Source organism: Arthrobacter sp. Br18 (assembly GCF_000520555.1).
Lineage (GTDB): Bacteria > Actinomycetota > Actinomycetes > Actinomycetales > Micrococcaceae > Arthrobacter_D.
The window spans coordinates 13,491-22,857 of sequence record NZ_KI914876.1 but is presented as its reverse complement, the minus strand read 5'-3'; the positions used below and the strand labels follow the sequence as shown (position 1 = coordinate 22,857).

The following is a 9,367-nucleotide window of genomic DNA, read 5'->3' as shown; positions in this document are numbered from 1 at the left end:
CAGGCAGTCGACGCCGAGCCACTGCAGGTAGTCCATCCGCTCGATGAGTCCGGAGAAATCTCCGGAACCGTCACCGTTCGCGTCGGCGAAGCCTCGGACCAGAACCTCGTAGAAGACGGCCTTGCGGTACCAGTGCGGATCGTGGGCAAGCCCGGGTGCGTTCAGCTGGAAAGGGTTGGGCACTAGCGCTGCCTCCTGACAGAAAGGATGTGTGCTGGTTCCACATGGGCGTCCAGCCGGACATAGTTGTTCTCGCCCCAGGCGAAGCTCTGGCCGCTCACGAGGTCATCGACCCAGAACGTGCCGTCCTCGTTGCGGTCCGCGGCGTCGATCGAGAGTGCAGCCAGGTTCAGGGACACGGTGCTTTCCCTCGTGCTGTGCGGATCCACGTTCACGACGACGATGACCGTGTCCTTGCCCTCGGTTGTCTCCTTGTGCTTCGAGAACACGACGGTCGCCGCGTCACTGCTCGAGTGGATCGTGAGGTTCTCAAGATCACCGAGTGCCGGGTGCGAGCGCCGGATCGCGTTCAGCCGGGTGATGTACGGAGCGAGCGAGCGTCCCTCGGCTTCGGCGGCCGCATAGTCGCGGGGCCGGTACTGGAACTTCTCGTTGTCGATGGACTCCTCCGCGCCGGGGCGGGCCACGTGCTCGAACAGCTCGTACCCCGAGTACACGCCCCACAGCGGACTGGCCATGGACGCGAGCACCGCCCGCACCTTGAACCCGGCGGGGCCGCCGTACTGGAGGAACTCGGTGAGGATATCCGGGGTGTTGACGAAGAAGTTGGGTCGGAAGTAGGCGGGCGAGACGGAGCTGATCTCGGTGAAGTACTCCTCGATCTCCGTCTTGGTGTTGCGCCAGGTGAAGTAGGAGTAGGACTGCTGGAAACCCGCACGGCCCAGTGCGTGCATCATCGCCGGGCGCGTGAACGCCTCGGCCAGGAAGACGACGTCGGGGTGTTTCCTGTTCACCTTCGCGATCAGCCATTCCCAGAACTGCACCGGCTTGGTGTGCGGATTGTCCACGCGGAAGATTTTCACCCCGCGCTCCACCCACATCAGCACGATCCGCAGGATCTCCTTCGAGAGGCCCGACGGGTCGTTGTCGAAGTTGATGGGGTAGATGTCCTGGTACTTCTTCGGGGGATTCTCGGCGTACGCGATGGAGCCGTCCACCCGCGTGGTGAACCATTCGGGGTGCGAGGTGACCCACGGGTGGTCCGGCGACGCCTGGAGCGCGAAGTCGAGGGCAACCTCGAGCTTCAGCTCGGCCGCGCGCGCCACGAAGTCGTCGAAGTCGTCGAAGGTGCCGAGGTCAGGGTGGATGGCGTCGTGCCCGCCGGCCTCGGAACCGATGGCCCAGGGGGACCCGGGATCGGACGGTCCTGCTGTCAGCGTGTTGTTCGGTCCCTTCCGGTGGGTGCGTCCGATCGGGTGGATCGGCGGAAGGTAGACGACGTCGAACCCCATGTCGGCGACGGCGTCGAGGCGCTTCGCCGCTGTCCGGAAGTTGCCCGATGTCCATTCGGCGGTTTCCGGGTTGTAGCTGGCACCCTCGGAGCGCGGGAAGAATTCGTACCAGGCACCGCGCCCGGCAAGTTCACGCTCGACCAGGATGGGGTAGGCGGGGGACGCCGTGACCATGGCGCGGAGCGGCAGGCGCCGGATTGCCTCGAGTATCGGGGGCGTGGAGCCGGCTGCAAGCCGGTCCTCGACCCGGAGGGAGGTGTCCGCGAGCGCTGCTGCAGTGCGGCGGAACAGGGCAGTCTCCTTGGCGGTCCGGCCCTCGGCCGCCCTGGTGAAGAGGGCGGCACCCTCGGCGAGCATGAGCTCGACGTCCACGCCGGCTGCGATCTTGATGGAGGCGTCGTGCTCCCACGTCCCGTAGAGATCCGACCAACCCTCGATGGTGAAGGTGTGGAGCCCGCGTGCCGCCGGGCGCAGCCGGCCTTCCCACCGGTCCAGTCCCGCGCCGACCGCGCTCAGCCGGATGCGCTGGACCTCCCGGCCGCGGGGGTCGTACAGGACGGCGGAGACACCGAGCTGGTCGTGGCCCTCCCGGAACACTGTCGCTCCGACGGCGATGTCCGAGCCCGGAACGGCCTTGGAGGGGAATCTTCCGTCTTCGATCACGGGGGTTACTGCGGTAATCGGGATGCGGCCGAAGCGCAGCCCGTCCGGGTAGGGGGCATTGCGGGTCTGCTCGCTCGAAATCGTCACGCACACGACGTTAGCGAGTATTCAGCCGAATTGCTAAGGGGGCTTCCCGTAACATACGGATGAATCAGCGGTTTACGTGAGCGTGCGCGTTGGGTCTTCACCATCTCCCGCGGCAAGTGCGCTAGCGTAACTTCCGTGAAGGCCATCCGCAGATTTACCGTCCGTACCGTCCTCCCCGAGAGCATTGCCCCCCTGGGCAAGCTCGCGGGCAACCTGCGCTGGTCCTGGCACCTGCCGACCTCGCGCCTCTTCGAGGACATCGACCCCGCCGCCTGGGCCGCCAGCGGTCACGATCCGGTGTCATTGCTTGGCTCCGTGACCCGTGAACGGCTGCGCCAGCTGGCCGCCAACAAGCAGCTCGTCCAGCGGATCCAGGACCTCGGAGCCGACCTCGACAGCTACCTCAACGAGCCGCGCTGGTACCAGTCGCTCGGCGAGGACGCACCCCGCTCCATCGCCTACTTCTCCCCGGAGTACGGCATCAGCGCCGTCCTGCCGCAGTACTCCGGCGGCCTTGGCATCCTTGCCGGAGACCATCTGAAGTCGGCGTCAGACCTCGGCGTTCCGCTCATCGGCGTGGGCCTGCTGTACCAGGCCGGCTACTTCAAGCAGTCCCTGTCGCGTGACGCCTGGCAGCAGGAGACCTACCCCGTCCTCGACCCGGACGGCCTGCCCCTGACGCTGCTCCGCGAGGAGGACGGGAGCGCAGCGAAGGTCGTTCTTCCGCTCCCCAACGGCCGGCAGCTGTCCGCGCACATCTGGCGCGCCGACGTAGGACGCGTGCCGCTGCTTCTGCTCGATTCGAACGTCGCAGGCAACGATGAAGCCGCACGCAACGTCACCGACCGCCTGTACGGCGGCGGCGGAGACCAGCGCCTGCAGCAGGAACTGCTGCTGGGCATGGGCGGCGTCAAAGCGCTCCGGATCTTCGAGCGGCTGACGGGGGTCCCCGCTCCCGAGGTGTTCCACACCAACGAGGGACACGCGGGGTTCCTCGGCATCGAGCGGATCCGTGAGCTCATGGATCCGTCGAGCGAGTCCCCCATGAGCTGGGAGGAAGCCCTGACGGCCGGACGCGCGTCCACCGTCTTCACCACCCACACTCCGGTTCCCGCGGGAATCGACCGCTTCGACCGCTCCCAGATCGAGCATTTCTTCAACGCAGGCCTCGCGCATTCCGTCCCCACGGACAAGGTCCTGGCATTGGGCGCGGAGAACTACGTGGACGGGGATCCGGGCAAGTTCAACATGGCGGTCATGGGCCTCCGCCTGGCCCAGCGCGCCAACGGCGTCGCCAAGCTGCACGGCGAGGTGTCCCGCGGGATGTTCTCGGGTCTGTGGCCGGGATTCGACACGCGGGAGGTGCCGATCACCTCGGTGACGAACGGCGTCCATGTGCCCAGCTGGGTCGATCCTCTGATCGCCGACTTCGCACGCAAGAACTTCGGTGCCGAGTCGATCCTCGACCCGAAATGGTCACGCGTGTACGACGTCGCGGATCCCGAGATCTGGGCGCTGCGCCGCAGCCTCCGCTCGAACCTCGTGGCCGATGTCCGGCGCCGCCTGCGTGCGTCCTGGAAAGCCCGCGGTGCCGCCGACGCCGAGTTGGCGTGGACGGATTCGGTGCTCGATCCAGACGTGCTGACCATCGGCTTCGCGCGCCGTGTGCCCACCTACAAGCGCCTGACCCTCATGCTCCGCGACCCCGCGCGCCTGAAGGCCCTGCTGCTGCACCCCGAGCACCCGATCCAGCTCGTGATTGCCGGGAAGTCGCACCCTGCGGACGAGCAGGGCAAGCGGATGATCCAGGACCTGGTCCGTTTCACCGACGACCCCGCGGTGCGCCACCGCATCGTGTTCCTGCCGAACTACGACATCGCGATGGCCCGCACGCTGTTCCCGGGCTGCGACGTCTGGCTGAACAACCCGCTCCGTCCCCTGGAGGCCTGCGGAACCTCGGGCATGAAGTCCGCCATCAACGGCGGCCTGAACCTCTCGGTGCTCGACGGCTGGTGGGATGAGATGTACGACGGCGACAACGGGTGGGCCATTCCCACCGCAGACAATGGTGCGTCGGCGGATGATCGTGACGACATCGAGGCGGCGGCGCTCTACGATCTCCTCGAGACCCAGGTGAGCCCGAGGTTCTACGGCTCCGCTCCTGCCGTGGGAGCGGGTGCCGCGGGTCCTTCGGCGCCGTCGCAGGACCGGATCCCCCACCAGTGGATCGCCATGATCAAGCACACCATGGCAACCCTCGGCCCTGCGGTTTCGGCGGAGCGCATGCTGCAGGACTACGTGGGGCAGCTGTACCAGCCGGCGTGGCGGGCAGGGCGCGACGCCGTCGCCGACTCCTATGCACTGGCGAAGCGCACCGCCGCCTGGCGTTCGCGCATCCAGGGCGGCTGGTCTGCGGTCCAGGTGGAGCACGTCGATTCGGTCGGTGTCACGGAAGATCCCCAGATCGGCGATTCCCTGACCGTGAACGCCTACGTCGCGCTCGGCAATCTCGATCCCGACGATGTCGCCGTGGAGGTGGCCTTCGGACGCGCCACGGACAACGACGAGCTCGACAACGTGGCGCTGGAGGATCTGGGGGTCGCCGAGAACCTCGGAAGCGGCCGTTACCTGTTCACGGGTGGAATCACGATCGACCACTCAGGGTCCTTCGGGTACACCGTCCGTGTGCTTCCCCGGCACTCGACACTGGTGTCCAAGGCTGAGCTCGGGTTGGTCGTCAACGCCTGAGCCGGTGTTCGGAAAGAAACCGGCCGGCCCGGTCAGCAGCGGTACATGCTGACCGAGTTGGCTGCAACGGAGTCCGCCTCGCCCGAGAGCAGGCGGGCTCCGTTGCGTTCTCCCTCCGGATCGGCGGAATCGAAGGTGCGCTCGAACCAGCGCGGCTGGGCGCCGTCGATCCCCTGGTTCTGGAGGATCCAGGCAGCCGGAAGGTGGATGCGCTGGGCCTCGAGGGATCCGTTGATCACCACCAGCCCGTTCACCGTTCCGCCCTGTGATCCCAGCAGGAACTGGACGGTGCGCGTCCCGGGGTTATCCCACTCCCATGGCGTCATGGGCAGTCCGGAGGCACTGAACCACAGGAGGGTGGAGCTGCGGGCCGGGAAACCCGCCGGCAGCCCGGCGAGGAAGTCGCGCCGGAGCGTCAGCAGCGTCCGGGTCGTCTCGAGCATCCGCGTTGCCGTCGCATCCCGTGTCCAATGCACCCAGGCAAGCTCGTTGTCCTGGCAGTAGGCGTTGTTGTTGCCGCGCTGCGTGCGGCCGAACTCATCCCCTGCGGTGATCATCGGAACACCCAGGGAAATCAGCAGGGACGCCATCAGATTGCGCGCCGTCTGCTCCCGCGCGGCGATGATCCCCTCGTCCTCCGAGCGGCCCTCCGCTCCATGGTTGTAGGTGCGGTTGTCGCCGTGCCCGTCGCGGTTGCCCTCGCCGTTCGCCTCGTTGTGCTTGCGGTCGTACATGGTGAGGTCGGCCAGGGTGAAGCCGTCGTGCGCCGTGACGAAGTTGACGGACGCCAGGGGGCTCCGGCCCGTATGCGCGAAGCTGTCGGAGGAACCGGCAAGGCATCCGGCCAGCCGTCCGGGCGAGGACGCGCTACCTCCTGCCCTGAGCGACGCCTGGTCCCGCAGCCAGAAATCCTTGAGGGTGTCCCGGAAGCCGTCATTCCAGTCGGCCCAGCCGTGCGGGAAGTTCCCGGTCTGCCAGCCGCCGGGGCCGATGTCCCAGGGTTCGGCAATGAGCTTCACTCCACGCAGTGCCCGGGACGCCCCCGCCGCGACCAGGAAGGGGTGGCGCGGGGTGAAGGTGTTGGATTCGTCCCGGCAGAGCGTGACGGCGAGGTCGAACCGGAAGCCGTCGATCTGGAACTCCTCGACCCAGTAGCGGAGGGAATCGAGGGCGAATTCGACGACCTTGGGCTGCGAGAAATCGAGGGAGTTGCCGCAGCCCGTCGTGTCGACGTAGCGGCCGGCGTCGTCGTGCCGGTAGTAGTCCGAATCCCCCAGCCCACGCCAGCACAGCGCGGGGCGGTCCTTCGGTCCTTCCGCAGTGTGGTTGTACACCACGTCCAGGAGAACCTCCAGGCCGGCCTCGTGCAGCTGCTTCACCATGCCCTTGAACTCCGCCAGCACAGCCTCCGGGCCAGCGGCCTGGGCCTGCCGGGTGGCGTAGTCGGTGTGGGCCGCGAAGAAGCCGAGCGTGTTATAGCCCCAGTAGTTGCTGAGGCCGAGGGGTTCGAGGTGCGGCTCGTCGATGTGGAACTGGACGGGCAGCAACTCCACCGCGGTCACGCCGAGGTCCAGGAGGTACTCCACCATGGCAGGATGCGCGAGGCCCGCATAGGTTCCGCGCAGCTTCTCGGGTACGTCGGGGTGCAGTTGCGTCAGACCCTTGACGTGCGCTTCATACACCACCGTGTCCCGCCAGGGGGTCCGCGGGCGTTCGGAAGTACCCCAGTCGAAGGAGTGCTCCACGAACACTGAGGAGTGCGTGGCAGTGGCGGCATCGTTCACCGCGATTGCTCGCCCGTACGGGTCGAGCAGGAGCTGGGCTTCCCCGGGGTTCGCCGGAAGGGTTTCGCCCGTGGGCCAGAACGCGTAGGAGGCACCCGACGCGATGGGGCCGACCACTCCGTGGTGCACGCCGCCGTCGAGACCCATCAGCGTCTCGGATGTCCATCCGCCGGTGGGCGTCTGGTAGTGGACGTCCACCGACGCCAGCGAAGGGGCCCAGACAGCGGCGTTCGCATGGATCTCGTCGGCCCACCGCCCCCGCAGGCGGTGCAGGCCGAGGGGAAACTCACTCGACGGCGCCGTCGGGCCGTGCGCGCTCAGAGGATGCACCGTCCGTCCGCTCTAGGAAGAGCGCTGGCGGGACACCTCGTAGAGCGTGATTCCCACCGCCATCGACGCATTGAGGGACTCCATGGCGGAATCGATCGGAATGGAGACGATCTGGTCGCAGTTCTCCCGCACCAGGCGTGAGAGGCCCTTCCCCTCGGAGCCCACCACGATGCAGATCGGATCGCTGGACAGCGTCAGGTCCGGAAGCGAGACGTCGCCGTCGCCGTCGAGCCCGAGCACGAAGATGCCCTTCTGCTTGAAGCTCTTCAGGGCGGAGTTCAGGTTGCCGACGCGCGCCACGGGTACGCGGACGGCCGCGCCTGCGCTCGTCTTCCACGCCGACGCCGTCACCCCCACCGAGCGGCGTTCCGGCACGATCACGCCGTGCGCGCTGAAGGCGGACGCGGAGCGGATGATGGCGCCCAGATTCCGGGGATCGGTGATCCCGTCGAGGGCGAGGAAGAGCGGGGCGTTGGAGATGTGTCCGCGCTTGAACTTGTCCATGGTCTCGTCGGCGAGGTCCAGGGCGTCGGCGTACTCATAGGGCGGGATCTGGAGCATGAGGCCCTGGTGCACGGCACCCTCGGTCATCCGGTCGAGCTCCGGCTTCCCGGTTTCCATGACCGGGATGCCTCGCTCAGTTGCCATCTTGAGCGATTCCCGCACGCGGTCATCCATCTCCACGCGGATCGCGACGTGCAGCGCCTTGGCAGGGATGCCCGCGCGGAGGGCCTCGACCACCGAGTTGCGGCCGGTGACGATCTCCTCGGCCGCCTTGCCCTTGGTCCGCCCGGTGCCGGCGTTCTTTCCGCCACGCTTCGCCGCCGACCGGTCCGACAGCTCCTTGTTCTTGTACGCCTGGTGATAGGGGCGGTCCTCCGCCTTCGGCGTGGGTCCCTTCCCCTCGAGGGACTTGCGTCCATGGCCGCCGGTGCCGATGGTGGGGCCCTTTTTCAACTTGCGCACTGCGCCTGGACGTCCGTGACTGGCCATGGAAAAACACCTTTATATAGAAGAAGAATCTCCACCAGTTTACGCGGACGCCCGGCGGCTCTCATCACCCGCGTCCTTGAACCTGGTCAGGGCGCGGCCAGGCCCCATGTTGCTCCGGCCTCCGAGTCCTCCACCGTGACGCCGGCCGCGGCCAGGTCGTTCCGGATGGCGTCGGCACGTGCCCAGTCCCTGGCGGCACGGGCTTCGTCCCGTTGCGTGAGCTGGGAGCGGACCAGGGAATCCAATGCGGCAGACTCGGCGGATGTGCCTGAGCCGGGAGGCTGCTGCGCGTCGTCGAGCCCGAGGACTTCCGTCATCGCGAGGACCGACGCCAGGGCGGCGGCGACGGAGGCGTCCTTCCCCTCCGCCAGCGCGGTATTGCCCGCCCGGACGGTTCCGTGCAGCACTGCGAGCGCCTGCGGCACATTGAGGTCATCATCCATGGCCCTGCAGAACTGCTCAGGAAGCCCCGCAGCCGCGCCGCTTCCAGCACCCCCTGCCCTGGCGGAGGCCTTCGCGATGAATCCGTCGATGCGCCCCACGGCTGCCGTGGCCTCCTCGAGGGAGGAAGGGCTGTAGTCGAGCACCGAGCGGTAGTGGGCCTGGCCGAGGTAGTAGCGCACCACGCGGGGGCCGGCGACGGCGAGCATCTCCGCCGGACTGACGGTGTTGCCTACCGATTTCGACATCTTCTCGCCCTGGTAGGTCACCATGCCGTTGTGCATCCAGAACCGGGCGAACGGGTGGCCTGCCGCCTGCGACTGGGCCATCTCGTTCTCGTGGTGCGGGAACCGCAGGTCCAGCCCGCCACCATGGATATCGAATTCGGGTCCGAGGTACCTGGTGACCATCGCCGAGCACTCGAGGTGCCAGCCCGGCCGTCCGTGGCCCCAGGGACTGGACCAGGACGCCGACGGCGGGTCGGTGGCTTTCGAGCCTTTCCACAGCGCGAAGTCGCGTGGATCCCGCTTGCCGTGTGGACCGGCGTCGGGCGCGCCCTGCATGTCGTCGATGTTCTGGCGCGTGAGGGACCCGTAGGCGGGCCAGGACCGGACATCGAAGTAGACATCGCCGGAATCGTCCAGGGCCGGGTAGGCGTGCCCCCGCTCGATCAGCTGCCCGATCAGGGCGTGCATGTCGGGGATGTGCCCCGTTGCGCGTGGCTCGTAGGTGGGCCGCCGCACTCCGAGGGCGTCGTAGGCCTTCGTGAACTCGAGTTCGTAGCGGTAGGCCAGTGCCCACCATGGCTCGTCCGGCACGATCGCCGGGTCCGTTCCGGCGGGTTCCCTG

The 9,367-nt window shown here is 67.5% G+C and carries 5 protein-coding genes and 1 pseudogene; 1 reads left to right on the top strand and 5 read right to left on the bottom strand.

Going from position 1 to position 9,367, the window contains the following annotated elements; all coding sequences use genetic code 11:
* A pseudogene (locus Y704_RS25320) lies at positions 1 to 183 on the bottom strand (trehalose synthase); the annotation flags it as partial.
* Positions 183 to 2,222, bottom strand: coding sequence for an alpha-1,4-glucan--maltose-1-phosphate maltosyltransferase (locus tag Y704_RS0112535; RefSeq protein ID WP_253904323.1), 2,040 nt, complete (start codon positions 2,220 to 2,222; stop codon positions 183 to 185). The pseudogene Y704_RS25320 and the gene Y704_RS0112535, both read right to left, overlap by 1 nt.
* A 135-nt stretch (positions 2,223 to 2,357) precedes the next feature.
* On the opposite strand from Y704_RS0112535, the gene glgP reads away from it, so the two are divergent.
* Positions 2,358 to 4,970 carry an alpha-glucan family phosphorylase gene (gene glgP, locus Y704_RS0112530; RefSeq protein ID WP_026550366.1) on the top strand — a complete coding sequence of 871 codons (2,613 nt, stop codon included), beginning with the start codon at positions 2,358 to 2,360 and terminating at the stop codon, positions 4,968 to 4,970.
* 32 nt (positions 4,971 to 5,002) lie between these two features.
* Here the strand turns inward: glgP and glgX are convergent, their stop codons facing one another.
* The 3 genes from glgX to Y704_RS21085 all read right to left on the bottom strand — a co-directional run.
* Positions 5,003 to 7,084: a glycogen debranching protein GlgX gene (gene glgX / locus Y704_RS0112525; protein ID WP_026550365.1), complete on the bottom strand. Its 2,082-nt coding sequence runs from the start codon at positions 7,082 to 7,084 to the stop codon at positions 5,003 to 5,005.
* Positions 7,085 to 7,096: 12 nt separating this feature from the next.
* A complete protein-coding gene (gene rlmB, locus Y704_RS0112520) occupies positions 7,097 to 8,077 on the bottom strand; it encodes a 23S rRNA (guanosine(2251)-2'-O)-methyltransferase RlmB (protein WP_026550364.1) in 981 nt (326 codons plus the stop codon).
* Between the two features lie 86 nt (positions 8,078 to 8,163).
* Positions 8,164 to 9,367 (bottom strand): cysteine--tRNA ligase (locus tag Y704_RS21085; RefSeq protein WP_155850365.1); only part of this gene is annotated, 1,204 nt, incomplete at its 5' end.

What these genes read in the sequence shown, in the direction of transcription:
- rlmB (WP_026550364.1), bottom strand. Translation starts at nt 8,077, where the DNA reads ATGGCCAGTCACGGACGTCCAGGCGCAGTGCGCAAGTTGAAAAAGGGC.